Here is a 26,467-nt window from a genome sequence, read left to right on the forward strand (position 1 = left end):
TTATTGTTTTTGTTCAGGATCTTTTTTCGCAGATGGCAGAGCGACAACGACAATGAAAGCTAACAATAAGAAGACCGGAGTCAGCTTTAACCCATGCCAAATGGAATAGCTATCATGGAAAAGCCAAAAAATGCCCACGGTGAGCAGATAAGCAAAGTAGCTACAGAACACCAAACTTACCGCCACAAAGCGGGCTCGATTGATGATCAGAATACGAACCAGGTATTGGCTGAGAATACCTGCGCAATGCATCGCAAGTTGCCAGTTAATCACAAAGACGGCCAGCGCCACAAATCCAGCCACCAGTAACGAGTCGTAGGTATTAATGGCAAAGTAGCTGCCAAATCGGCTGATGATGAAGGGGTATTCCCCCTCATACACGGTTGACCAGGAAATCGCATTAGCCGCTGCAACGAAGTTAGCGAAATAGGCGATAGCATAAAAGGAGGTTTGGGAACTGAATGGCTGGAATACTTCGTTACAGTAACCTTGCCACTCTTCGTCGTTGTCTGTCGGGCCAACCCAACTTCGCTCTCTGGCAGGAACTGGCTCGTCAAATGCAGGGCCATTACGAAACAATAACCAAAAAATATACAGTGCAAGTACGACCAGGAGTATTGTCAGCATACCCTTCCCCTTTTCATTTTGTCGATTTCACTGCCTTTGGCGTTGGAACGTAAACTGCACTTCCTATTATTATTTACTCATCAATGAACAACAGTTTGCTTAGTCACTATTGATTCAATTTTTCTTCGAATACACCTAACTCTCGACCAAGCCAAATAGCATGCTCCGTGTAATCGAGTAGCTCTCGCTCACTCACCGGACGGATCAGTACAGAGAAATCACCGCGAATCACATCTAACCAAGCGATAAATTCTTCGCTCAGCGTTTCTAGGTGTATCTCGAACATCGGCATTTTATGTGGGCCTTGTAATCGACCGACTAAAGGACAAACTCTGAGAACATCCTGACGTTCCTGGCGAATGATCTCATTTAACGCTTGAGCTTTATCTTGCTGTCGCAATGGAAAATAAACGTGGGCGCGATACATAACTTCTCCATGATGCACTCTACCTTAAGTTTAGGTAATGCTGTCTTAGTAATCGTCTCACTTACTTACGCAAGTGGTTGGAATAGAAACGGCTTCAATGTGCCGCAACACTACCTTGATTCCATTCTATAGGGAAGAAATTATCTTTTTCCCATCATCTTAACCGTCGAGATTCAATAATAATGGCCCAGTTTGTTAAATTTTACAGCCTAATTTTGTTGCAAATAGTTCCCAATAACTAGTGATTAGATTCAGGTTTCGACGTTACAGAACGAAAAAACCAGCATATTACTCTGCATATCAGGGGTGTAAGCAAAACTTTACTGTTGAATAATTGTTAAAATAAAGCATTTTTTAACAATTTGTTTACACTTATGGTGTCTGGTTATACCAAGATGAATTACCAAACCCAGTGATTAGACAATTACTCGGATTGGTATGACTAAAAGGGTTAGGCGTTACGTATCAGTATTAACAATGCCTTGTGTTTTACCCAAACACGACATTGTTAATCAATAAATGACTGAAAGGATTATAACGGTCATAAACAAACGCAGCCTGAGGCATAACCTTTTACGCTGATGCCAAAGTTTGAGTACCCATACAAACTTTGGTTTGATAATGAACAGCTGCAGTCCAAAAGACCCGCAGCGTCAAAAGGAGCTTGAGATGAACGTTCAGGCATTACCCATGCATCGGTTTATCGACCATCATGGGAACCTAGTCGGCCAACTACCCAACTGGGCTGACGTAGAAACATTGGTCGGTTTTTACCGTGATATGGTATTAACGCGTACCTATGATAATAAAGCTGTTGCTTTGCAACGCACAGGGAAATTAGGGACCTACCCTTCGCATCTTGGCTCTGAAGCTATTGGGATCGCTGTCGGTCGTGCACTAAAAGCCGATGACGTCTTCGTACCTTACTATCGCGACATGCCTGCTATGTGGTGCCGTGGTATTGGTATGGAAAAGAACCTGCAATACTGGGGCGGTGATGAACGCGGTAGCGATTTCGCACCAGAAGGTAGCCCGATACCAAGTCGGGATCTGCCATTTTGTGTCCCAATTGCCACACAGTGTACCCACGCCGTTGGGGTCGCTTCGGCACTTAAAATTCAGGGCAACCATGAGGCAGCGCTTGTCATGTGTGGTGACGGTGGTACTTCCAAAGGCGATTTCCTCGAGTCCATTAACTGTGCTGGTGCTTGGAACATTCCTCTCGTGTTTGTTGTTAACAATAACCAATGGGCGATTTCCGTACCTCGCAGCCTTCAATGTGCCGCTGAGTTTTTATCTGAAAAAGCAAAAGGGGCTGGTATTCCGGGCATTACCGTCGATGGTAATGACGTAGTCGCAGTCTTCGACGCCACTATGACGGCGCTAGAAAGAGCCCGCAAAGGTAAAGGTGCAACACTTATAGAAGCGGTAAGCTATCGCCTCAGCGACCATACAACCGCCGACGATGCAACCCGCTATCGTAACGAAGATGATGTTCAGACTGCATGGCAATTTGAGCCTGTTCGTCGACTCAAAGCTTTCTTGATCAACCAAGATGCCTGGAACGAAGAACAAGATAAACAATGGCTCGAAGAGTGCAAACAACAAGTTGAATTAGCAGTGAAACGTTACCTGAATATGCCTAGTCAAGCGCCTGAATCAGGGTTTGATTACCTTTATGAGTCTCTTCCTCAAGAACTTCATACTCAAAGAGATGAACTCATCAATAAAGCAATGCGCATGCAGGGAGGCAAACATGGCTGAATTGACTTTAGTTGAAGCAGTAAACCTCGCGCTGCATCATGAAATGGAACATGATCCAAACGTGGTCGTGCTGGGAGAAGACGTCGGCGAAAACGGCGGCGTATTCCGAGCTACGGTAAACCTCAAACAGAAATTCGGTTTGAAGCGAGTGATTGATACGCCATTAGCCGAAGCCTTGATTGGTGGCGTTGCAGTCGGGATGGCAACACAAGGGTTGCGCCCGGTCGCAGAGTTTCAATTCCAGGGATTTGTCTTCCCGGCGATGGAACATTTAATGTGCCATGCCGCTCGAATGAGAAACCGAACTCGCGGTCGACTCACCTGCCCAGCCGTATTCCGTGCCCCATTTGGTGGTGGTATTCATGCGCCAGAGCATCACTCAGAAAGCGTGGAAGCATTGTTTGCCCACACACCTGGGCTGAAAGTCATCGTCCCATCATCACCTCAACGCGCCTACGGATTATTACTTGCTGCTATCCGCAGTAATGATCCGGTCATGTTCTTTGAACCAAAAAGAATCTACCGCACCGTAAAATCGGAAGTGGTCGATAATGGTGAAGCATTACCTCTGGACACTTGTTTTACGTTACGCAAAGGTCGCGACATCACCTTAGTTACGTGGGGCGCTTGTGTTGTTGAGTCATTGCAAGCAGCTCAAACATTGTCGAAACAAGGTATCGAAGTCGAAGTACTGGATTTAGCCAGCATCAAACCAATTGATACCACTACCATCTTCCGCTCATTGGAGAAAACCGGTCGCCTGCTTGTGGTGCACGAAGCAAGTAAAACTTGTGGTGTTGGTTCTGAGCTTTTAGCTCGCACCGCCGAACACGCCATGTGCTTATTAAAAGCGCCACCGAAACGAGTTACCGGAATGGATACCATCATGCCTTACTATCGTAACGAAGATTATTTTATGGTTCAGGAAGAAGACATTGTGAACTCAGCGCGTGAACTCGTGGAGGATTGGAAATGAAGACGTTTAACTTACCCGATCTCGGCGAGGGCCTCGCTGAGTCAGAAATTGTAAAATGGCACGTGAATGTGGGTGACATGGTCGAAGTTGATCAGGTGATCCTTACTGTCGAAACAGCCAAAGCAACAGTCGATGTCCCAGCGCCTTATTCCGGCAGAGTAGTCAGTCGCCACGGTGAAGAAGGCGATATCGTCAACATTGGTGCCTTACTTCTCGAAATCGATGAGAGCGGTGCAGAGCATCATGTCTCCGCTGAGAAAAGGCAAACTGCAGATGCGGCTACTGTGGTGGGTAATGTGTCGCACCAAACTCAAAACGTGAATGTCGATGACTTTTGGGTAGGCAGTAGCGACGGTACATCTAATAACAATTTGATCACCGCCCTGCCTTCTGCTCGACTACTAGCCAAGAAACTCGGTGTGGATTTAAACGCGGTTTCTGGCAGTGGTCCAAACGGCTTGATAATCGATTCTGATATCTACGATGAAGCTGGCAAGCAACGTCCGGGCACCGAGGTGCTGAAAGGCGCGCGCCGAACCATGGTTTCTGCTATGGCAGAGTCACACAAAAATGTTGCAGCCGTTACTATCACCGAAGAAGCCTTGTTGGAAAACTGGGCTTCAGGTGAAGACATCAGTATTCGTCTTGTTCAGGCTATCGTTCATGCTTGCCAGGAAGAGCCAGCCCTAAACGCTTGGTTCGACGAAGAAACCATGACGCGTTGTGTTCATACAACCGTAAACCTCGGCGTTGCTGTGGATAGTCGTCATGGCCTGTACGTACCCGTTCTTCGCCATGCCGATGAGTATGAGTCAAAAGACGTCCGTCGCTGGCTCGACCAAACTGTAGAAGGCATTCGCGAAAGAAAGATCAATCGTGAAGATTTACAACACGCCACGATTACTTTGTCTAACTTTGGCGCAATCGGCGGTATTTTTGCTACGCCAGTCGTTTCTCCGCCACAAGTCGCGATTGTCGGCGCAGGCCGTATCATCGAGCGCGTAGTGATAAGAAACGGAAAAGCGGTCGCGGTTAAAGTTATGCCGTTATCCATCACTTTTGACCACCGTGCATGTACTGGTGGCGAAGCGGCAAGGTTTACCAAAGTGCTTGCGGAGCATTTGCAAAAGCCAAGTGGAAACTAGCTTTGATATGATCTCAAAGGCTTCCTTGATGGAAGCCTTTTTTGTTTTATCTTTTGATAAACACCTTAGAAACCCGCCCCCGGTCTTTCCTGTCACGTTCGTTCTGACATAAGCAAATACGTTCAATCACGTTTACGTTAACTGAGCTATAGTTCTTTATATGACAATAACATAGTTCAGATTGATCAAAGGACAGAGAGATATGGAACGAGAAATTATGGAGTTTGACGTCGTGATCGTAGGTGCCGGTCCTGCTGGTTTAAGTACCGCTTGTCGTTTGGCTCAGATGAATCAACAACGCCAAGACAATCCGCTATCTATTTGTGTGGTAGAAAAAGGATCCGAAGTCGGTGCCCATATTCTCTCAGGGGCCGTATTTGAAACTCGTGCTATGGATGAACTTTTTCCTGATTGGCAAACTATGGAAGCGCCACTGTCCACGTCCGTGACAAGTGATGATTTTCTCTATCTAACGACATCACTTAACCATGTCAAAGTACCTAATGCTCTTACTCCGAAGCCGATGCACAACGATGAAAACAACTACATTATTAGCCTCGGAAACCTTTGCCGTTGGTTGGCAAAACAGGCTGAAGAGCTTGGGGTTGAGATTTTTCCGGGTTTTGCAGCAGCGAGCATTAATTACGACCAATCCGGTGCTGTTACAGGCATTACGACTGGTGATATGGGACTGGATAAAAACGGGAAACAAAAAGCTAACTTTGAAGCGGGCATCGAATTAAAAGCAAAATACACAGTATTCTCCGAAGGCTGCCGTGGACATTTAGGTAAAGAGCTCATCAGTAGGTTTGGCTTGGACTCAGGAAAACAGCCACAGCATTACGCGTTGGGTATAAAGGAAATTTGGCAATTACCTGATGGCGATGCGGAACGAGCAGGGAAAGTTATTCACTCCGTTGGCTGGCCTTTGAGTGAAACGAAAACGACCGGTGGCGGATTTGTTTACCACATGGAAGACAATCAAATTGCTGTTGGACTGATCGTTGACCTTAACTATGACAATACCTACTTAAGTCCATTTGATGAGTTCCAGCGCTTTAAACACCATCCAGCGATTAAAAAGCACCTCAAAGATGCTCAGCGTGTTGCCTACGGAGCCAGAGCACTGGCGAAAGGCGGCTTTTCTTCGCTTCCTAAACAACAATTTCCCGGCGGACTTTTGATTGGCTGTGATGCTGGTACATTGAATGTCGCCAAGATCAAAGGCAGTCATACGGCGATGAAATCTGGCTTGTTGGCAGCAGAAGCAATCGACAAAGCGATACAAATGGCTTCAGTTGAGCCTGATTACCAAACGCTATTTGAAGGGTCATGGTTGTATGATGAGCTTGTCGAGACACGCAACTTCGGCGCAAATATTCACAAGTTTGGCAGTCTGCTAGGAGGTGCGCTTTCTAGCTTTGAGCATAATGTTTGGCGACCACTGTTTAACAAGCCATTGCCATGGAAAGTTCGAGATAATTCACATGATCACGAACAACTCAAGCCAACCAGTGAATGTCATCCTATTCACTACCCTAAACCGGACGGAAAAATCAGTTTTGATAAGCCCTCTTCCGTTTTTTTGTCGGGGACGCAACACGAAGAAAATCAACCATGTCATCTCGTTCTCACATTCCCACACATTCCGATAGATGTGAACCTTGGGATGTTTGATGAACCGAGTCAGCGATACTGTCCCGCTGGGGTTTACGAAGTGATTGAAGTCGATGGAAAAACCACATTTCAGATCAACTCGTCAAACTGTGTTCACTGTAAAACCTGCGATATTAAGGATCCATTCCAAAATATTGCTTGGAAAACGCCAGAAGGCGGAGGCGGCCCGAATTATCAGAATATGTAACCTCATCTGATGAGTGGTCTAAGCTTTAAGCACGGAAAACGTTTATAACAGAGTAAAACGAGCAGCACTCTTCTTCGATCAGGAAGCTTCAGCATGTCTGACCAAAATGACACTACAAGTAGAGACTCTGAAAACATCGCGCAAACTGTGTTAGAGATCGTTCGGGACCTAAAACTTGAACTAGACCCCGAAGGTCTCTCGTCCGTTTCTATTCACTTAAAAAGTGACCTCGACCATGACCTTTGTTTGGATAGCCTAACGCGTGCTGAGCTAATCACACGTATAGAAAGTCGTTTCGACGTGTCACTTCCGGATCACGCACTGTCCAGCATATCGACACCAGAAGATATTATCGGCGAGATTTTAACGGCAGGATCATCAAATAAAACAGCCTACTTAGATGAGTCGGCGAAAGCGATCAAACTCGACTCAGTCCATCAGTTACCAACTGAGGTCAAAACGCTACAAGCGCTACTCGACTGGCATGTGGAACATCACCCGGAACGCCCCCATCTTTACGTTTATCAAAACGCTGATGAAGTGGTAGAAGTCAGCTATAAACAACTAAAACAACAAGCACTCAAAATCTCCGCTGGGCTAATTGATGCGGGAGTTGAAGCTGGGGACTGCGTCGCGATCATGTTGCCAACCTGTACCGACTACTTCTACAGCTTTTTTGCGATACTTTATGCCAGAGCGGTGCCAGTACCCATTTATCCACCAGCCCGAATTGAGCATGTCGAAGATCACTTAAATCGTCACGCCAGTATTCTCAACAACGCTCAGGCAAAACTATTGATTACGGTGCCAGAAGCAAAACCTGTCGCCCACTTACTTAAATTACAAGTACCGTCTGTTGATGCCGTCGTTACCGCGAGTGATTTGCAAAAAGACACCAGCTTCCCAGATATGGGAGAAGCTAAAACCGACGATATTGCTTTTTTGCAATACACTTCCGGAAGTACGGGTGTACCTAAGGGCGTGACCCTTACCCATGCGAACTTACTCGCTAATATCCGTGCAATGGGTAAAGTCATTAACGCCAAGTCGGACGATGTGTTTGTGAGTTGGCTGCCTGTCTACCACGATATGGGACTCATTGGAGCATGGCTTGGTAGCTTGTATCATGCGATCCCACTGGTGATCATGTCGCCCTTGCTCTTCTTAACTAAACCTCAGCGATGGCTATGGGCGATTCATCATCATCGAGGCACCCTTTCTCCCGCACCAAACTTCGCCTATGAGCTTTGTGTTTCTCGAGTGAAGGAAAGCGATCTCGAAGGGCTCGATTTAAGCAGTTGGCGACTTTCCTGGAACGGCGCAGAGCCCGTGAGTCCACAATCGATCCAAAACTTCTCTGAAAAATACGCCAAGTATGGATTTAAGCCAGAAACCATGTCGCCTGTGTATGGGCTAGCGGAATCCTCGGTCGGGCTGACATTCCCAGTGACCATCCGCGAACCACGTATTGAGTATTTCCAAAGAGCATCGTTAAGCCAGTTTGGTCGTGCTGTGCTCGCCCAACAGGAAGATGAAGATACCATTCCGTTTATTGGCTTAGGCTACCCACTTCCCGAGCATCAAATTCGTATCGTTGATGATCTGGGCAAAGAATTACCCGATGGAGAAGAAGGCGCACTTGAGTTTCAGGGCCCGTCCGCCACCCAGGGTTACTATCGAAACCCAGAAAAAACCAAAGCGCTATATCATGATGGTTGGCTGGTAACAGGGGACCGCGCGTTTACATTAGGCGGCGAGCTTTTTATCACCGGACGTAGCAAAGATATCATTATCAAAGCCGGGCGTAATATCTATCCCCATGAGCTGGAACAAGCGGTAGGGAGTATTGATGGTATTCGCAAAGGTTGCGTGGCCGCGTTTGGTAGCCACGACGCGCACTCCGGTACGGAGAAACTGATCGTGTTGGCGGAAAGCCGAGAAACCAGTAAAGACAAAGTAAAACAGCTAAAACGTAAAATTAACAAACTATCTCTAAAACTACTTGGCAATCCCGTCGATGATGTCATTATCGGCCCGCCTCACTCCATACCAAAAACGTCCAGTGGGAAAATTCGTCGCAGTGCGTGTAAAGATCTGCATGAACGTGGATCCTTTGCGAAGCAGCATCGGGCTTTGTGGTTACAAACCCTGAATCTCGCCTTAGCTGGCGCCATTCCGCAACTGCGTAAATACATGCGAATCCTTTTAGACATAGGGTACGCGGCCTATTCGTGGTTAGTATTGGGAATACTTGCTCCTATCGTCTGGTTACTTGTTGCCGTATTACCCAACAAACCCATGTGCTGGAAGATAGCCCAGTTTGGTGCCAAAGCGCTCATGGGACTTACTGGCACAAAGTGCACCATCGAAGGAAAGGAACACTTACCAGCAGGAAATGTCCCCTGTATTTTTGTCGCGAATCATTGCAGTTATCTTGATGGGCTGGTGATTGTTGCCGTTTCAGGATTGCCTTGCCGTTTTGTGGCAAAAAGTGAGTTACTCAATAATCCATTTACCAGAATTTTCTTAAGCAAACTCGGCACGGAGTTTGTTGAACGGTTTGATGTAGAAAAAAGCGTTGTGGACGCTAAGAGGCTGGCTTTTGAAGCTGAAGACTGTCAGCCAATGGTCGTCTTTCCTGAAGGAACACTATATCGAATGTCTGGCCTTCATCCGTTTCATATGGGCGCATTTATTGCTGCCGCAAGCTCACAAGTGCCAGTCATCCCGATTACCTTATGTGGCACGCGCTCTAAACTCAGAGGTAACTCTCTTTTCCCACGTAGAGGCGACATCAGTGTAACCATTGGTGAACCGCTCTTCCCCAATGGTAATGACTGGAACGCAGCGCTTGAACTTCGCGATAAAGCCCGATCAGAGATCCTCACCCACTGCGGTGAGCCAGATATGGCACGCAGTTAGCCAATACCTGCAGCAAAAGTCGTGAATTGCGGCGTGCCTGAGCAGGCTCACTGATTGCCTTAAGCTGCTCTAACTGATTGTTTTTTTTTAAACTAGAGAGTAACGGATTGAGATTCTGATTCTATATCCAGCACTATAAGTTCGACATCGTGGTCTTGCATTTTCTTCGCAATATTCTCGGGAGGTCGACGATTAGTCACGACAAAGTCGATATCTGACCACAAACAGGATTGGAACATCAGTTGGGTATTGAACTTACTGTCTTCCGCAATACAGATAACCTGAGTAGATTGATCTGCCATCGCCAGCTTTAGGTTGGCATCCGTCTCTAAGTCGGTTGTGATTCCCGATTCAGATAAAGCACTCACACCAATAAACGCTTTGTTTGCCTGATATTTTCTGATCTGTTGAATGGTCATATCGCCGAGTATGGCGTGAGAAAAGTCATCAAACGTTCCACCAAGCACACACTTTTTGATACCAGCCTTATCCTGAAGTTCACTAAGCGCCTCAAGTGAATTTGTTATCACACTGCAAGGCTCATTGAGATGATACGCCAGCGCGGCACAAGTGGTGCCAGCGTCTAAAAATACGATGTCATGCTCTTTGATAAGTGATGCTCCAAATGCAGCCAGATTTTGTTTAATCGGATTGGATTTCGATCTCTGATTAAAGGAAATCGTCACCTTTTTATCATCCAGAATTGCGCCGCCTCTGATGCGCAATATTCCCGGATGGTCAGCGAGTTTAACCAGATCTCTTCGGGCTGAATCGTAAGAAATGTCATACTTAAGGCAAATCTCGTCTATCGTGACTTTACCTGTGCTTTTTATATGAGCTTCTATCTCTATCAAACGTTCTTCTTGCGTCATTTACAATCACACTTTGCTTAGTTTTGTATGAGTGTAACGTATTCACGCGAAGTTAAACACTTGAATACGCGTAAAATCACTTACATTTATACGTGGTTCCATGCGATTGATACGCAGGTCATCGCTTTTAACGCTTGAATGTGCGTAAGTATACGTGCAGTATTTGTGTTTTACATACGCGTTTTACATACGCATTGATACGTGAATATAAGCATTAGCGCGTAGTGTACATGTGATGTTGTAGCCAAAGGTGATAGATCATCCGAGTGATGTAATTCCGAATAAACGGCTCGGACGTCATGTAATCCACCAATTGAGAGTTTGAATTTATGACTTTATTACCAATCAAAACCGCGGTTATCGGCTACGGATTTTCAGCCAAAACTTTCCATATCCCATTTGTGAGCGCGTTAGCTGAATTCGATCTCGTTGCCATCAGTACTAGTAATGGCGAGGTGGTAGCCAAAGACTGGCCTACCGCACAGCATTATGCTTCGGCGTCAGATTTACTCTCAAGTTCGGATGCAGAACTGGTCATCATTACCGCACCAAACGATGTGCACTTCGATCTCGCTAAGCAAGCCCTTGAAAACGGCAAAAACGTGATCATTGAAAAGCCATTCGTGACTAATGTGTCGGATGGTGAAGCACTTATTGCGCTTGCAAAAGAAAAAGGCCTCATTCTAAGTGTTTATCATAACCGTCGTTGGGATGGTGACTTCTTAACCGTTAAGAAATTAATTGAAGAAAAACGCATTGGTGAGCTACGACATTTTGAGTCACACTTTGACCGCTTCCGACCTGAAGTGCGTCAACGTTGGCGTGAACAGGCTACTGACGGCGGTGGCATTTTGTTTGATTTAGGCTCGCATTTAATTGATCAGGCACTTGAGCTTTTCGGACTTCCTGATGCCATCAGCGCAGAATGTAAGATGATGCGTGAAGGCTCGACAAATGTTGATTATTTTGATGTTGTCATGCACTACCCTAGTCACTTAGCTATTGTCCATGGTGATCTCTTTAGTGCCGGACCAAATAAGCGTTTTACCCTGAAAGGGACTGAAGGTAGCTACGAAAAGCTAGGCTTAGACCCTCAGGAACCACGTCTGATAGAAGGTGTTGAGCCAACCAGCCCTGACTGGGCAGATGAATCTCCTGATAATTATGGCTACTTTTATAATGCCGATAACAGTGCGCCTGTGATAACCGAACAGGGTGGCTATCAGCACTACTTCTTACAAATGGCGGACGCAATTCGTAATAAAACGGCTCCACCAGTGAGTGCTGAAGATGCGCTATGGAACATCAAGCTGATTGAACTAGCGATGGAAAGCAGCCGTTTGGGTCAAAAATTACCAATTAAGAATGTGTGAGAACAAGGAAATGAGTAAAGGCATTTTATCAGAGCTACTAGAGCAAGAAGCGGAATTACAGTTAAATCATTTTAATCATGGCACTGCATGGGAACTCGGCTGCGCATTGAAATCGGCAGCGGAGGGACGATCTGCTACCGTTTTTATCGAAGTGTACGCGTTCGAACAAGTGCTGTTTAGTTACGCAATGGAAGGCAGCACCAAAGACAAGCAAGACTGGGCAAAGCGCAAGCGTCAATCTGTTCTGCGCTTTGGTCACAGCTCTCATTATCTTGGTCATTACAATGCATCTAAGCAACGTGACTTTGACAGTCAGCCTCATATCGATGCGAGAGAATACTGTGCCCATGGAGGTGCCTTTCCTGTCCGCATCAAAGGAAGTGGACTTGTTGGTGTGATCACTGTATCTGGATTACCGTCAGAAGAAGACCACAACATGGTGATTGATGTACTGAGAGCGCATTTAGATCATTCTCAGCCATAAAGATCTTGATGGTTTGATTGGCTAAATAGTCGGTGACATAACGTCGCCGGCTCTTCGCCGTTTCTACTTAAATTGCGGAACATTTTCATTAAATTGTTCAACTTGAAAATCTAACTCCTCCTTCCATTGTCTTGGTAACTCCTTTTCAATTTCACCCAAGAAACGGGCCGTGTCAGTCGTTGGATTAACTTGGTGTGCCGCTTTTGCCCATACATAGCTTTTAGCCAACAGTTTAGAGCTATCATGGGAGCTATTTTGCAACTTCTTCCAATACATCTTTGCAGTCGGCTCATAGGCTTTTTCGATGTGACGAGATGAGGCGAGTTCCATCAAATAAAGGGCTTTATTATTGGCGTGGTCATCGCCACCTTTTTGACCGACAACTCTAAGATAGAGAGTTCCAAGTTTATAAGCAGCCTCCCCGGAGCCGTTGTTTATTGCCTGCGTATACCAAAATTCGACTCGCTCTAAATTGAATACTTCCGAATAGGAGATGTAAATATCACCCAGTGTTACCTGAGCTTTGACTGCACTTCTCTCCGCTCCACGCAGACACCATTCTATTGCTTGTGACAAATTTTGCTCTTGCCAGCTAGTGCCCAAATATAGACGACCGATATCACAGGCTGCTTCATAGACACCATTTTCATACGCCAGCTTAAACCAATCGTCAGGCCTTTCATTTGCACTGTCTGAGTCGTTATTCATCGCGCAATAGCCATATTCTTGCTGAGCGACAGGGATTCCTTTTTCAGCAGCATACAAAAATAACTCGCAAGCTTTATCAGGATCTTGCTCTACCTTTCCCCACCCATGCTTATAAAACAAGGCTGAGACAAAATGTGCCTCAGCGGAGTTTTCTTTTAACAGGCGAGTAAAAATTTCAAACGACTCTGTATAGTCTCCATTGGCGAGTGCCTGATACGCTTGTGCCAATTCCTTATCTTGCTTTTCTGCAACACAAAACGACGGATAAGCCAAGCTTAGGGTAAGCAGAGCAAGTCGTATCAGGGTGACGTTTAGCATGTCTTTAATTTCTCGATGGATAAATGCCCTGAAGCGCAATGACCCAGGTTATTGCGATATATGGCATGCGATTTTCGTGAGACTGACTCCCACCAGCACTCGATACTGTTGTCGAAGCCGTCAGGTTATTCTCAGCGACAAAACTAAAAGAAATCGAATCCGGGCTCATCGCGACATCCGGAGTCTCAGTCGCGTATTTTGTTCCGGAAAGTGCATTGCCAGCCGGACTTTTTGTGTTTGACTTGCCACTAAATGCGTGAAGATCGATCACACCGTCAATATCTATATCACCAGACATCAACGTCGATGCTGTATGAGAGTGAGATGGCAATTGAGCCTCGGAAAGGATGACTGACTCAGTACCTCCGCGAGAGCCAAGTGGATAGTTAGTTAACCCTGGACCATTTCCCCATCCGATGAGTGCACGGCCACGAGTATCAGGTAGACCAAACGTTGAGCGTCCGTCACCGCCATAAGTCGTACCCAAGATAGAAAACAGCGCTGTATTTTGTGCGATCGACAAAATCTGACCATGGGCTAAGGTGTAACCGCGCGGAGCAAAATTACCTGCGAACGCACACATACTGCCAAGGAGTTGGTTGCCATCGCCGCTGCAAGCTAGCGCATTAGAACCGAGCATTAATGATGGTAATACACACGCAGTAACCAGCAGCTTTCTTGTGAACTTTTTCATAATCCGAATCCTTTAATAAAAAGGTGAGGAAGCAAAAATCATTAGAATGATGGATAGCGTCATGAATTCACGAATCGTTATTGATGTTTTTGTTATTTATGAATCCTCACAGTATAGATTAAATTTGGAATTGGCATGCCAACTGGCCCAGTTTTATACACCTATTACGCAGAGAATTGGGCTAGCTCAAAACATTAGTAAAAACTTAATTACTCGGTGGCAAACTTACTGCGATAAACCATACTTTTAGCAGGTTTATTTCCCTAATCAGGAAATCGTTCACTTTTGTGCGGGATGCCAAATTATGGTTAAAACAATTTTTCACCAAACGCTAGCGGACAATGCCAACCTGCAAGTAGATCCACGTAACGCAGTGCACTCTCCTCCTTTGCTGAAAGGTTTGAGCGAAGGCGGCTTAAACATAGGTTTCGAGGCATTAGATAGACACCTTACCCAACCGGAACATAATAAACTGGCTATTCGTTGGTTCAGTAAAGACAACGAGGTCATTGATTTCAGTTACCGCGACCTGAGTGAGCAAACTAACCGCTTTGCAGATCTATTATCTACACTCGATTTACCTCGTGGTAGCAGAGTGTTCAGCCTTGCGGGTCGCAGACCGGAACTCTACATTGCGGCGTTAGGAACCCTCAAAGCCGGTTGTGTGTTTACTCCACTCTTTTCAGCATTTGGCCCCGAGCCTATCCGCTCCAGAATGGAGATTGGTTCGGCGAATGTCGTCATTACTACTCGCAGCTTATACCGGAAAAAACTCAAAGGCTGGTGGCAGGAATTGGATCATATTAAAGCGGTATTGCTGATTGATGGTGGCGCTGATGGCGAACCCGGATGCTACAACTATCACGAGATGATGGCTGATACGAACCCTGAACACCCTTGCGAATCTACACAGCCTGAAGATATGGCGCTACTTCACTTTACCAGCGGCACAACTGGAAAACCTAAGGGTGTCATTCATGTTCATCAGGCCGTACAGCATCATATTAATTCGGCCTTTTACGCGTTAGATCTAAAACCTGATGACATCTATTGGTGTACTGCCGATCCAGGTTGGGTAACGGGCACCACTTACGGCATTATCGCCCCACTCTGTTTGGGCGTAACCATGATTATTGACGAAGCCGAGTTTGATGCTGAACGTTGGTATCAGATCTTACAGGATCAACATGTCACCGTTTGGTATACCGCGCCAACTGCGATTCGTATGTTGATGAAAATAGGTGAAGCGCTGCCTAGGCAATTCGATTTGTCTCGTTTACGTTTTATGGCCAGCGTTGGCGAACCACTGAATCCTGAAGCTGTTGAATGGGGTGAAAAAGTCTTTGGTATGCCATTTCATGACAACTGGTGGCAGACGGAAACTGGCGGGATCATGATTGCCAATGTTCCTTCGAGGCCGGTCAAACCGGGTTCAATGGGCAAACCACTTCCCGATATTGAAGCTGGCATTGTGAATCAAAACGATGACGGTTCCCTACGTGAAGAAACCGAGCCAATGCAAGTCGGAGAGCTCGCGCTCAAATCCGGCTGGCCTTCTATGTTTCGCGGCTATTTAAATCAAGAAGAAAAATATCAGTCCTGCTTTAAAGGCGATTGGTACCTCAGCGGCGATCTCGCGATGAAAGATGTTGACGGCTATTTCTGGTTCGTCGGGCGTAAAGATGACCTTATTAAATCTTCTGGCCACTTGATTGGTCCTTTCGAGGTAGAAAGTGCCCTCATGGAGCACCCAGCAGTCGCCGAGGCTGGTGTGATTGGCGTACCCGATCCTGTTGCAGGTCAAATCGTCAAAGCCTTTGTCGCACTTAAACCAAATGTGACCGCAGATGAAGAACTTCAGCAATCGCTGCTTGGTTTAGCTCGCAAACGCCTTGGCGCCGCAGTCGCACCGAAAGAAATCGTCTTTCGTAACAACCTGCCAAAAACACGCAGTGGCAAGATCATGCGCCGCTTACTTAAAGCACGAGAGCTGGGCTTGCCTGAAGGTGATATTTCGACTTTGGAGAGTGATGAACAATGAACAAAAGACTCCATATCAATCGAGAGCATTTGCTCAAACAGCTAGAGCAGATGCTACGAATTCGTCGATTTGAAGAAAAATGCGCGGAGCTTTATGCACTAGAGAAAATTCGTGGATTTTTGCACCTTTATATTGGCGAAGAGGCCATCGCTGCCGGTGTCATGTCTGCACTTAATAAAGATGACCAGATCGTCGCAACCTATCGCGAACACGGGCACGCCTTAGCCAGAGGCATGAGCATGGGTAGTGTTTTAGCAGAAATGTATGGTCGAACGAATGGTTGTAGCCGTGGCCGTGGTGGTTCGATGCATCTGTTTGATAAAAATCACAACTTTTACGGAGGCAACGCCATCGTGGGTGGTGGTCTGCCTCTTGCGACCGGCCTCGCGCTTGCGAATAAGAAAATGCAGAGAAATGCGATTGCGGTGTGTTTTTTTGGTGAAGGGGCTGTTGCTGAAGGCGAATTCCATGAAAGTCTTAACCTCGCAGCTCTATGGGATCTTCCGGTTTTGTTTATTTGTGAGAACAATCGTTATGCTATGGGCACGGCTTTAGCGCTCTCAGAGTCAAACACCAATATTTCACAAAAAGCCAGAAGTTATGGCATTGAATCTACTCAAGTTGATGGCATGAATGTGGTTGATGTAGAAGCCGCAGCCTGTGAAGCGGTTGATTACGTCCGCGAGCAGAATAAACCGTATTTTATCGAGTGTCAGACCTACCGATTCCGCGGCCACTCTAGTTTCGATACGCAATTGTATCGGGATAAAAGTGAAGTCGCCCTGTGGGAAGAAAAAGGCCCAGTGAAGCAACTCATCCATTGGCTGCAAAAAAACAGCCACTTTCAGGATCAAGAGCTGTCTGATATCGAAGCGAAAATTGCCGAAGAAATCAGTGAAGCCATCGCTTTCTCAGAAAATGGTGAGTTAGAACCCACCGAACAACTTACCCGTTTTGTGCACAGTCCGGGAGGCGAGCCACCACCAGAACCTCTACCTTGTAGCCAAGCGCCTGACAAAATGACCTACCGAGAAGCACTTCGTGCTGGGATCAATGACGTTCTAATGAGTGAACCACGCTCGTTCCTAATGGGTGAGGACGTCGGTCGTTATGGTGGTTGCTACGCCGTCAGCAAAGGATTACTTGAACAATTTGGTCCTGACCGAATCATTGACACCCCGCTTTGTGAGTCGGGGTTTGTCGGTGTCGGTGTCGGTGCCGCACTGGGTGGCATGCGCCCTATCATAGAAGTCATGACCGTTAACTTTAGCTTGCTCGCCATGGATCAGATCATTAATACCGCCGCGACTTTGCAACATATGTCCGGAGGTCAGTTTAATGTTCCTATCGTCATTCGTATGGCCTGTGGTGCAGGTAAACAGCTTGCTGCACAACACTCACACAGCTGGGAGAATTTCTATGCGCACGTTCCCGGCCTAAAAGTGTTAAGCCCAGCCACCCACAATGATGCTTGTTACATGCTCAACCAGGCAATGGCCGATCCTGATCCGGTAATCATTTTTGAACATGTGATGCTGCTCAATGAAGAAGGTCAAATTACGGAAGCACCTGATGCGCCAATGGATAAAGCGTTGGTTCGTCGGGATGGTAAAGACGTTACACTCATTACCTATGGCGGCAACCTTGGTAAAACCTTACAAGCCGCCTATCAGCTAGAAACCGAAGGCATCGACGCCGAAGTGATTGATTTGCGTTCTCTCCGCCCTTTGGATACCGACACCATCATTGCCAGTGTTTCGAAGACTCATCGAGCTGTCATCATTGATGAAGGTTGGTATACCGGAAGTCTGGCTGGTGAAGTCAGCGCAATCATTATGGAAAACGCCTTTTGGCAACTCGATGCCCCAGTCGGCCGGGTTTGTACACAAGAAGTGCCAATACCTTACCCTCACCATTTAGAACAGGCCGCCATTCCGCAAGTGGAAAAAATCGTGAGCGCAGCAAAGGCAACCTTTATGTCGCCCGATTGGCAGAATAAATGAGGAGTATTAGCTCATGGAAAACAATACGCGCGATGGCTCCTTAATTGATATCACCATGCCTGCACTTGGTGCCGACATGCGCGATGGTACGCTGATGGAATGGCAAATAAAGCCGGGCGATCATGTAGAAAAAGGTGACATCATTGCGATAATTGAGACCAGTAAAGGCGCGATAGACATGGAGTCTTACTATACGGGCACCATCACTGAGCTTCTGATAGAGCCGGACATCAAACTGCCGGTTGGTAGTGTTATAGCTCGAATGGCAAGCGACACCCCTGTTTCCAATGATATTGAGCACACACAACCAGTATCAACAACAGCAGATACATCACAGCCTGTAGCCGAAGCAGAAGAATTGCCACCTTACATTGCGCCTAAAACAACCCGAACTTCAGTTAATGAGCCAAAACCAACAAGTGACACCGTAACTGACACCGAACTATCAAAACACATTTCAGAGACCTCGCCTTCTGAAAGCCAACAACGGCAATACGCATCGCCAGTCGCAAGAAAAACGGCGCATCTATCAGGCATTGAACTTTCGACGTTAACTGGCAGTGGTCCATATGGTGCCGTTCTCCTACGAGACTTACCTAAAGACGCCGATTCACAAACACCGCCACCTGCTGACAAAACAAAATCAGTACGACAAAACGTATCACCAATGCGGCAAGCAATTAGTGATGCCATGAGTCGCTCGAAAAAAGAGATTCCCCACTATTATCTCGCGTTGGACATTGACCTGACTAAAGTACAAACCTGGCTGGCGGAACAGAATCAACAACGTGAACCAGAGCAACGGCTTTTACTACCAGCTGTCATTCTCAACGCCATCGCCCGTCAGCTTGTAAAATTCCCTGATCTCAATGGATTTTATCAAGATGGTCACTTCACCCCTTCTACGGAGGTGAATATCGGTAATACCATCAGTCTGCGAGAAGGCGGTTTGGTTATTCCGGGAATTCTCAATGCGGACCAGTTGTCCGTGGATCAAACCATGGATGCACTACGCGATTTAGCGGAGCGTAGCCGACGCGGACGACTTCGCAGCTCCGAGATTAGCCAGACCACCATAACGGTAACCAGTATCGGAGAACGTGGAGCCGACAGTATTACTGGTGTGATTTACCCACCTCAGGTGGCGATCATTGGTCTTGGCCGCCAGCGTCAGGCTCCAGTAATAAGAGAGAATCAAATAGAAGTCGGAGAAATCATGACCGTCACACTAGCCGCTGACCATCGTGTAAGTGACGGCGTCACAGGAGCTCGTTTTCTGCAAGCATTGGCGAAGCAACTTCAACATCCGGAGGCTTTATGAGCAATATCAATATACCAACCACGATTGCCGACGCGATAAAACACATCGCACCGGAAATTGAAATGGACGAAATCGACCTTGATGAAGATTTGCGCGAAGAGTGCGATCTGGATTCGATGGATTTTCTTAATCTCCTCGCGTCTCTGAAAAAGAGTACCGGCGTTAGTATCCCGGAAGGAGACTACACCCAAGTACGCAGTTACAACCAATTAAAAAGCTATCTGCAAGAAAGGTGTCAGTAGGCGCAGCACTATCGCGCCAATGACGGCAGACAGCCCTTTAAACAGAACAAAGGACGCTGACTATGTCTACACAAAACGCGCAACCGTTGATATATCGCTATCAGCAGCTTCATAAAACAGATGTCAGCCTCGTCGGAGGCAAAAATGCCAGTTTAGGTGAAATGCTCAGCCAACTCAGTGAGAGCGGTATTCGGGTACCAGACGGCTTTGCCACCAGCGCGCAGTTCTTCCGCGACTTTCTCGCGCAAAATGAACTGAACGATCCAATAGGCGAATTTCTCAACCGGATGAATCGTGAAGAGATCAGCCTTGCGGAAGCCGGTAGGAACATACGCACCCTAATCAGTCAGGCAAGCTTTACCCCAGAGCAAGAGAACGCGATCTTAGATGCATACCACGCTTTATGCGAACAAATTGGCGTGCCTTCAGCTTCCGTTGCCGTTCGTAGCTCCGCCACCGCAGAAGATCTCCCTGAAGCCAGTTTTGCTGGTCAGCAAGAAAGTTATCTGAATATTCGTGGTGATCAACAAGTCCTTGAAGCTTGCAAACAATGTTTCGCTTCCCTTTATACCGACCGCGCCATTGTTTATCGTCAAGAGCAAGGATTCGAGCACCAACAAGTTGCTTTATCCGTTGGTGTGCAACAGATGATCGAATCACAGTGCGCAGGGGTTATGTTCAGTTTGGATACTGAAAACGGCTTCCCGGATGTGGTCATGATTAATGGTAGTTGGGGTTTAGGTGAAACCATTGTTAAAGGCTCGGTCACGCCGGATCGCTTTATGGTTTATAAACCTCTGCTTGAGCAATCAGACAAACGCCCTATCATTGAAAAACAGCTCGGTAACAAACTGGAAAAAATGCAGTTCAATGAGTCAGGAAACGTCACTCAGCCAACCATTACCCTGCCAACCAGTAGCGAAGAACGCAGTCAGTTGGTACTAAGTGATGACGAAATATTGCAACTGAGCAAGTGGGCGGTGATCATCGAACGCCATTATGGCTGCCCTATGGACATGGAGTGGGCAAAAGACACCCAAACCCAGCAATTGTATATGGTTCAGGCAAGGCCAGAAACTGTGGAATCCCATAGAGATGCCGCTCTGTTGGTCAACTATAAGCTGGAAAAAACCTCCGCACCAGTATTGCTTGAAGGCGCCAGTGTCGGCGGTGCCATCGCAATCGGCCAAACCTACACAGTGCTGTCTCCTGATGATATCGACTCATTTCCAGAGGGAGCCATTCTGGTGACTGAGCGCACCGATCCGGACTGGGTGCCGTTAATGCGTAAAGCGGCTGGTATCATCACCGACTCAGGTGGGCCAACCAGCCACGCGGCGATTGTCAGCCGCGAGCTTAAAGTTCCTGCGATTGTCGGCACCGAACACGCGACACAGAAACTCCAATCAGGACAACTGGTGACATTGAGTTGTGCTCAAGGTGCAGTTGGTCAGGTTTATGAAGGCGAAGTCAGTTACACCACGCAAGAGATTGATCTCAAAGCATTGCCTTCGACTAAAACGAAAATCATGATCAACGCCGCCATGCCGGATGGTATTTTCCACTGGTGGCAACTACCTACTGCTGGAATTGGTTTAACCCGTATCGAATTTATTATATCCAGCCATATAGGGCTGCACCCGATGGCGCTGTTACACCCAGAGCAAATCACCGATCCTGAGGTCGAAAACCAAATTCGAAAACGGTGTGAAGGATTTGATACGCTGGCGGACTATTTTGTCGATAACCTCGCCCTTGGCGTCAGTAAAATAGCCGCAAGCCAATACCCTAGGCCAGTCATTGTGCGCATGTCTGATTTCAAATCAAATGAATATCGTGGCCTGCTCGGTGGGGATTTCTTTGAACTTCATGAAGAGAACCCGATGCTGGGTTTACGCGGAGCTTCTCGCTATTACCATCCTCGTTACAAAGAAGCATTTCAACTTGAATGTAAGGCGATTTTAAAAGCCAGAGAAGAGATAGGATTCGATAACATCATCGTGATGATCCCGTTCTGCCGTACCGTCAGTGAAGCCGACAAAGTGCTGGAAGTAATGGCGCAAGCAGGACTTAAACGAGGAGAAAACGGGCTGCAAGTCTATGTAATGTGCGAGATACCATCCAATGTCATTCTTGCCGACCGATTTGCAGAGCGATTTGATGGCTTCTCTATCGGTAGTAACGACTTAACTCAACTAGTGTTGGGGATTGACCGCGACTCAGCAGAGCTGAAACCGATGTTTGATGCCCGAGATGACGCGGTTAAAAGCCTGATTGAGCAAGTCATCCATGTCGCACACAGCAAAGGATGCAAAGTCGGTATCTGTGGGCAAGCACCTTCTGATCACCCGGAATTTGCTGAGTTTCTTGTCTCTTGTGGCATTGATTCAATTTCACTCAATCCAGACTCGTTCGCCAAAGGCTGTACAGTGGTAGCCAAAGCGGAACAGGAAATTTCTCAAGCCAACAAACCGTACCGCTAACTTAAACAGCACTATACAGTTAATAATTCACCCACCTCGGCCCAACGTAATGTTGGGCCATGGGTGCAAACATAATGATTTTTCAGGTAACAATGTCCGCACAACCCCACCGCACAGTGCATTCTTCGCTCGACGGACAGATAAATGTCTTTCGCATCGATACCGTAAGAAACTAAATATTCGCTCACCACACTCATCATCGCTTCAGGCCCGGCAACCAGTACACAATCAGGCTGCTCACCAAATGAATGCAGAACTTTCGGTAAAACGCCGATTGCCGTACCGGGATAATAATCTTGCTCATCCAGCCCAGTGAGATCTTCAACAACGTTGAACATAGGAATGCAGTGCTTCCAACGCTCTCGCTCTGGTTTCAGTAACAAAGTTTGCTTGTTACGCGCAGCATAAACCACTTCCAACTGAGTATAACTTTGCTGATCGATAAGTTGTTCAACAACGCTAACCAAAGGCGCTAGGCCACACCCACCACCTATGACTAAAACCTTCTTATCCACCAGTTCACTTACTTGCCACCCATGACCAAAAGGCCCCCTAGCGCCCAATATTTCCCCACGTTCTTTGCTGAACAGAGCCGTTGTGACAGTGCCCATTTTGCGTACCAGTGCTCTAAAATTTCCCTTATCGTCAGGTAGCTGAGTAAAGGTAAACGGTGCTTCACCACTCCCCGCTACGCAAAGCATGAAAAACTGACCACTTTGGGTTTTCATCCATTTTGTGTCCAAATCGAGTAGCCGAAAATGGTAATGGCGCGTGTCTTCGCCATCATCATAAAAATCAATAATTTCGATACTATCCGGCGTGAGGTTAAACATCATCGGCTATCCTTTTCATTAGTGAATGTACGCCAATAACTCCAGGGCATGTCTGCTCACATCGTCCGCAGCCCACACAGCCATAACGTCCAAACTCAGGTACAAAATCAATGCTGAATTTGTGATACCAGAACCGCTCTACCCTTTTCCCAGCTTCCTTAGAGGGATTGTGAAAGCTGGCTTCACGCTGGAATCCCTCATATAAACAGGAGTCCCAAAACCTGACTTGAGAAACATTGTTACCTTGAGAAGCATGAAGGTCTTCAGAACCATTTTTTTCTGTAATTGAACGAGTACCGAAGCACGAGCACGTTGGACAAAGGGTCGTACACCCAGAACACCCTAAACATTGGATGCCCACGTGTTGCCAAAACTCTTCTGTCACTAAGCCTTCACTTATTTTTTCGATACCTTCGATAAGATAACGATCGTCGGGGAAAGCCTGCTCACAATAGGCGATATTTTCCCAGCGCTTGCTCCGATGATGAGTCGACGCCACTTTAAGATCGAGTCCTTGTATTGCCTCTTCGCCCAACTTTGACAATACCACCAATAGCCATGATTCCTCGTCTAAAGGATGAATAACTAAATCCGCGGTTTCGTCTCGCACACTCGGACCCGCATTAACGGTAGGACAGAAGCCGTGCTTACATGGGTGAGTACAATCCACACCGACCAACAACGCTTGTTTGCGGCGAGCTTGATAGTATGGGTCTTGCTCAAAGAACTCGTCTTGATAACGAATCGCGACCAAATCACAACTTTGCACACCAAACAAAACAAACGGTTCCACGTTTGGCAGTGTCTCTTTAAACAACTTCCCGTCAAATACGTACAGTGGCTCGTTTTCAGTGAAGAAGAACCCCTTAGCCGAATGGGTCGGTAATTGATTGATCAAAGGTGGTAGGTCTTGTGCAAGCACTTGTTGCCAAAAATAATCTTCTGTCCCATTCTCACTATTCGCAACGACCTGATACAGTGCCCGACTCTGTAGTAAATGCATTCGGAGTTCATCTAAAGAATCTAACAGGTAAGTCTTTGTCATTTTCCTTCTCCCGGTTTTTCCCAAGGAGCGAGCGGCTTATGCCCAACAGGCAATAGCTCCACCTCAACAGCACAGGCTTTTAATTCTGGCATTTTAGTGACAGGATCTTGCGCAGTATTGGTTAGCTGATTCGATGGCGCCTCTTTAAAATGGTAAGGCATGCTCACCACTCCAGGTGCAACATCATCGGTGATCACCGCTCGTGTTTCGATATAGCCTCGTCTTGATCGAACACTGACCGGGCTATACAAAGAAATCCCGAGGAGATCAGCATCTTTAGGGTTAATGAACAAAATTCCAGGAGGGATTTCTCGTTCCAACAACGGTGATTTGCGCGTCATGGAACCACAGCCATAGTGAAAATGCAGCCGATTGGTGGTTAATAGCAGTGGAAAGTCAGAGTCGGTGGATTCATCAATCGGTATGTATTTAACGGGTGTCAAACGAGCCCGTCCGATAGGAAACTCTTTTTCATGAAGCACCGCGGTACCTTCAGATGCATCTTCGTTGCAAGGCCACTGTAGACCGTAGTTCTTATCCAGCTTCGCGTAGATCATCCCTTGGTAAGCAGGGGTAATCGCTGCCATCTCATCGAACAGTTCTTCACTGTTACTCCAATTTAAAGCGTCACTCCCCATTTTCTTTGCCAGAGCTTGCAACCACTGCCAATCCGCCATGGCTTCGCCAATAGGTGTCATCGCGGGGTTAATGTGCTGTACGCGACGTTCACAATTGGTAAAGGTGCCCGACTTCTCAGCAAACGAAGCAGCAGGAAGAATATAGTCAGCCAGTTTTGCTGTTTCAGTCATGGTCAATTCTGCAACCACCAGCAAGTCCAAAGATTTGTAAGCTTGTCGAACGTGGTTTTGGTCCGGATCGGTTACCACGGGGTCTTCACCAAAAAGAATCTGAGCCCGAAAATGCCCAGCTAACGCCGCTTTGGTCATGCCTAATGATGTTAAACCCGGTGTCGATGCCACATCGCAATCCCAGTAATCAGAAAAGCGCAGCTGAACAATACTGTCTTCCACGGACTGATATCCCGGATAAACGTTAGGTAAACAGCCCATATCACAAGCGCCCTGCACATTATTTTGTCCGCGTAACGGATTAATGCCCGTGCCCGGTTTGCCAATATGTCCGCAAATCAGAGCCAAATCCGCCAACGCAATCACACTGGAAGTACCACTAACAAACTGAGTGATACCCATCCCATACAGAATCATCGCCCGCTCGGATTGACTATAATATTGGGCGGCCTGCCGAATCAGATTAGCCTCGACGCCAGTAACACTCTCCACGGATTCAGGCGTTATTCCTTCAACGTGTTTCTCTAAAGATTCAAATCCCTCACAACGGCCAGCGATGAATTCCTCATCATGCCAATGATTACTCAAAATAACGTGAATCATGGCATTAATGAGCGCAATATTACTGCCCGGTGTAAGCTGCAAGTGCAAATCCGCTAACTTAGCCAAACGCGTTACTCGGGGATCAATAACGATTAACTTGGCTCCGGCCAGTTTGGCACGCATCACCTGCCCTCCGAGAACGCTGTGGTTTTCCGTAGGGTCTGCACCGATCACCAAGATCACTTCCGCCTCGAATATATCTTTGATGCTGTTGGTCATAGCGCCAGAGCCAAGAACTTGCTGTAAGCCTGCGACAGTCGGGCTATGACAAATACGGGCGCAATGATCGATGTTATTGGTACCTAGTACCGCACGAGCAAATTTCTGAGCCGCGTAGTTATCTTCATTGGTCGCTCGAGCGCTACTGATCACGCCAGTCGCGTCAGAACCAAACTCATCAATAATACTAAGCAGAGATGAACTGATTTCCTCTAGCGCCTCGTCCCAACTGATGGGGGTAAATTTATCCTTAATGCGCTTTAATGGCTGAGTTATTCTGTTTTCAGGTGAAATGGCATAAAGACTACTCCATCCTTTTTCACACAGCTTCCCCCCGCTAATAGGATGGCTTTCTAACGGGCTAATACCAGAAACTTTTCCATGTTCATTACACGAAAGCAGCATCCCACACCCTACACCGCAAAATGGGCACACGGTTTGCGTCGGTTTGGGGCAAACAGAAATATGATTGAGAAGTGGAATTGATGGCATGGAATGGCCCACACCAGATACCGGAGCCTTAGAAGCTTTTGACGAGTTTTTCGGCTGAGAGCTCATAGCCTTAACCTTGCTACGTGAACCTAGATAAATTATAGCAGTCCACAGTTACCCGTTGCGTTCTGACACCAAAAGTAGCGCGCGAGGCGTTACTTCAATAGAGTTCTCTTTTTGCACAAGTTGATTGATATAAAGT

20 protein-coding genes are annotated in these 26,467 nt (G+C 46.8%); 12 read left to right on the forward strand and 8 right to left on the reverse strand.

Features of this window, described 5'->3' with window-relative positions; translation table 11 throughout:
- Together V1U08_RS02255 and V1U08_RS02260 are read right to left on the reverse strand one after the other, a co-directional pair.
- A complete protein-coding gene (locus V1U08_RS02255) occupies positions 1–627 on the reverse strand; it encodes a hypothetical protein (protein WP_330469797.1) in 627 nt (208 codons plus the stop codon).
- 106 nt (positions 628–733) lie between these two features.
- Positions 734–1,054 (reverse strand): DOPA 4,5-dioxygenase family protein, encoded by a 321-nt coding sequence (locus tag V1U08_RS02260; RefSeq protein ID WP_014234325.1) that lies wholly within the window; start codon positions 1,052–1,054, stop codon positions 734–736.
- Between the two features lie 669 nt (positions 1,055–1,723).
- Between V1U08_RS02260 and pdhA (V1U08_RS02265) the strand changes: the two genes are divergently transcribed.
- The 5 genes from pdhA (V1U08_RS02265) to V1U08_RS02285 all read left to right on the forward strand — a co-directional run bounded on the left by pdhA (V1U08_RS02265) (position 1,724) and on the right by V1U08_RS02285 (position 9,725).
- Positions 1,724–2,818, forward strand: a complete 1,095-nt coding sequence (pdhA, locus tag V1U08_RS02265; protein WP_330470225.1) for a pyruvate dehydrogenase (acetyl-transferring) E1 component subunit alpha — start codon at positions 1,724–1,726, stop codon at positions 2,816–2,818.
- On the forward strand, positions 2,811–3,794 hold the full coding sequence (locus V1U08_RS02270) for an alpha-ketoacid dehydrogenase subunit beta (protein WP_330469798.1): 984 nt from the start codon (positions 2,811–2,813) through the stop codon (positions 3,792–3,794). The genes pdhA (V1U08_RS02265) and V1U08_RS02270 overlap by 8 nt, the downstream gene beginning before the upstream one ends.
- Positions 3,791–4,939: a dihydrolipoamide acetyltransferase family protein gene (locus tag V1U08_RS02275; protein WP_330469799.1), complete on the forward strand. Its 1,149-nt coding sequence runs from the start codon at positions 3,791–3,793 to the stop codon at positions 4,937–4,939. Before V1U08_RS02270 ends, V1U08_RS02275 begins: the two co-directional genes overlap by 4 nt.
- A 202-nt stretch (positions 4,940–5,141) precedes the next feature.
- The gene (locus V1U08_RS02280; RefSeq protein WP_330469800.1) at positions 5,142–6,803 is read left to right on the forward strand and encodes an electron transfer flavoprotein-ubiquinone oxidoreductase; all 1,662 of its coding nucleotides are present in this window, start codon (positions 5,142–5,144) and stop codon (positions 6,801–6,803) included.
- 93 nt (positions 6,804–6,896) lie between these two features.
- Positions 6,897–9,725, forward strand: coding sequence for an AMP-binding protein (locus V1U08_RS02285; RefSeq protein WP_330469801.1), 2,829 nt, complete (start codon positions 6,897–6,899; stop codon positions 9,723–9,725).
- A 92-nt stretch (positions 9,726–9,817) separates the two neighbouring features.
- Here the strand turns inward: V1U08_RS02285 and V1U08_RS02290 are convergent, their stop codons facing one another.
- Positions 9,818–10,597 (reverse strand): DeoR/GlpR family DNA-binding transcription regulator, encoded by a 780-nt coding sequence (locus V1U08_RS02290; protein WP_020334969.1) that lies wholly within the window; start codon positions 10,595–10,597, stop codon positions 9,818–9,820.
- Between the two features lie 329 nt (positions 10,598–10,926).
- Between V1U08_RS02290 and V1U08_RS02295 the strand changes: the two genes are divergently transcribed.
- Both V1U08_RS02295 and V1U08_RS02300 read left to right on the forward strand, forming a co-directional pair.
- Positions 10,927–11,970 carry an oxidoreductase gene (locus tag V1U08_RS02295; protein WP_330469802.1) on the forward strand — a complete coding sequence of 348 codons (1,044 nt, stop codon included), beginning with the start codon at positions 10,927–10,929 and terminating at the stop codon, positions 11,968–11,970.
- 10 nt (positions 11,971–11,980) lie between these two features.
- Positions 11,981–12,454, forward strand: coding sequence for a heme-degrading domain-containing protein (locus V1U08_RS02300; RefSeq protein WP_330469803.1), 474 nt, complete (start codon positions 11,981–11,983; stop codon positions 12,452–12,454).
- Between the two features lie 63 nt (positions 12,455–12,517).
- Here the strand turns inward: V1U08_RS02300 and V1U08_RS02305 are convergent, their stop codons facing one another.
- Entirely contained in the window at positions 12,518–13,480 is a 963-nt protein-coding gene (locus tag V1U08_RS02305; protein ID WP_330469804.1) for a tetratricopeptide repeat protein, read from the reverse strand.
- A 4-nt stretch (positions 13,481–13,484) separates the two neighbouring features.
- The gene (locus V1U08_RS02310; RefSeq protein WP_330469805.1) at positions 13,485–14,174 is read right to left on the reverse strand and encodes a phage tail protein; all 690 of its coding nucleotides are present in this window, start codon (positions 14,172–14,174) and stop codon (positions 13,485–13,487) included.
- A gap of 304 nt (positions 14,175–14,478) precedes the next feature.
- Here V1U08_RS02310 and acsA point away from each other — a divergent pair, with 304 nt between their 5' ends.
- The 5 genes from acsA (at position 14,479) to ppsA (ending at position 22,264) form a co-directional block, all read left to right on the forward strand.
- Positions 14,479–16,215, forward strand: a complete 1,737-nt coding sequence (acsA, locus tag V1U08_RS02315) for an acetate--CoA ligase (RefSeq protein WP_330469806.1) — start codon at positions 14,479–14,481, stop codon at positions 16,213–16,215.
- Entirely contained in the window at positions 16,212–18,218 is a 2,007-nt protein-coding gene (gene pdhA, locus V1U08_RS02320; protein ID WP_330469807.1) for a pyruvate dehydrogenase (acetyl-transferring) E1 component subunit alpha, read from the forward strand. The genes acsA and pdhA (V1U08_RS02320) overlap by 4 nt, the downstream gene beginning before the upstream one ends.
- 13 nt (positions 18,219–18,231) lie before the next feature.
- Positions 18,232–19,539, forward strand: a complete 1,308-nt coding sequence (locus V1U08_RS02325) for a dihydrolipoamide acetyltransferase family protein (protein ID WP_330469808.1) — start codon at positions 18,232–18,234, stop codon at positions 19,537–19,539.
- On the forward strand, positions 19,536–19,781 hold the full coding sequence (locus V1U08_RS02330) for an acyl carrier protein (protein ID WP_014234339.1): 246 nt from the start codon (positions 19,536–19,538) through the stop codon (positions 19,779–19,781). Before V1U08_RS02325 ends, V1U08_RS02330 begins: the two co-directional genes overlap by 4 nt.
- A gap of 62 nt (positions 19,782–19,843) precedes the next feature.
- Entirely contained in the window at positions 19,844–22,264 is a 2,421-nt protein-coding gene (gene ppsA / locus V1U08_RS02335; protein ID WP_330469809.1) for a phosphoenolpyruvate synthase, read from the forward strand.
- Positions 22,265–22,275: 11 nt separating this feature from the next.
- On the opposite strand, the gene V1U08_RS02340 is transcribed toward ppsA, so the two are convergent.
- The 3 genes from V1U08_RS02340 to fdhF are packed head-to-tail and all read right to left on the reverse strand — an operon-like array spanning position 22,276 to position 26,331.
- Positions 22,276–23,100, reverse strand: coding sequence for an iron-sulfur cluster-binding protein (locus tag V1U08_RS02340; protein ID WP_330469810.1), 825 nt, complete (start codon positions 23,098–23,100; stop codon positions 22,276–22,278).
- Positions 23,090–24,142 carry a 4Fe-4S dicluster domain-containing protein gene (locus V1U08_RS02345; RefSeq protein WP_243978275.1) on the reverse strand — a complete coding sequence of 351 codons (1,053 nt, stop codon included), beginning with the start codon at positions 24,140–24,142 and terminating at the stop codon, positions 23,090–23,092. Before V1U08_RS02345 ends, V1U08_RS02340 begins: the two co-directional genes overlap by 11 nt.
- Positions 24,139–26,331, reverse strand: a complete 2,193-nt coding sequence (gene fdhF, locus V1U08_RS02350; protein WP_330469811.1) for a formate dehydrogenase subunit alpha — start codon at positions 26,329–26,331, stop codon at positions 24,139–24,141. The genes V1U08_RS02345 and fdhF overlap by 4 nt, the downstream gene beginning before the upstream one ends.
- Positions 26,332–26,467: the final 136 nt, after the last annotated feature.

Source organism: Vibrio sp. YYF0003 (genome assembly GCF_036350715.1).
GTDB lineage: Bacteria > Pseudomonadota > Gammaproteobacteria > Enterobacterales > Vibrionaceae > Vibrio > Vibrio natriegens.